The organism is Paraburkholderia sp. SIMBA_053 (assembly GCF_046534895.1).
GTDB classification, from domain to species: domain Bacteria; phylum Pseudomonadota; class Gammaproteobacteria; order Burkholderiales; family Burkholderiaceae; genus Paraburkholderia; species Paraburkholderia caledonica.
On the sequence record NZ_JAWRXU010000718.1, the window covers coordinates 1 to 270 of the forward strand.

The window sequence follows — 270 nt, forward strand, 5'->3', positions numbered from 1 at the left end:
TCGGCCCTCATTTCACCCGCAATCACGCAGCGCGCCTGTAGTATTGGGCGATCATCCCGCAAGGCGCTGCTATCTGCCGTCATCACACGCCTTCCGGTAATGTTTGCGCGCATCGAACGCGTGCGAACAGTTTGCACACAAACAATTGGGCAAAATTTACCTGCACTCCCCCGGAGACCTTATGACCGCTTCTAAAAGCGCGGCCCTCGTCGAGGTGCTGACGCGTCATCGCGACACGCTGCTCACAGAATGGTTGAACCAGCATCTTTC

At 56.7% G+C, this 270-nt stretch carries 1 protein-coding gene; it reads right to left on the reverse strand.

Going from position 1 to position 270, the window contains the following annotated elements:
• Positions 1–82: 82 nt before the first annotated feature.
• The coding region (locus SB753_RS37460; RefSeq protein ID WP_410805207.1) for a hypothetical protein at positions 83–270 on the reverse strand (188 nt) is incomplete at its 5' end.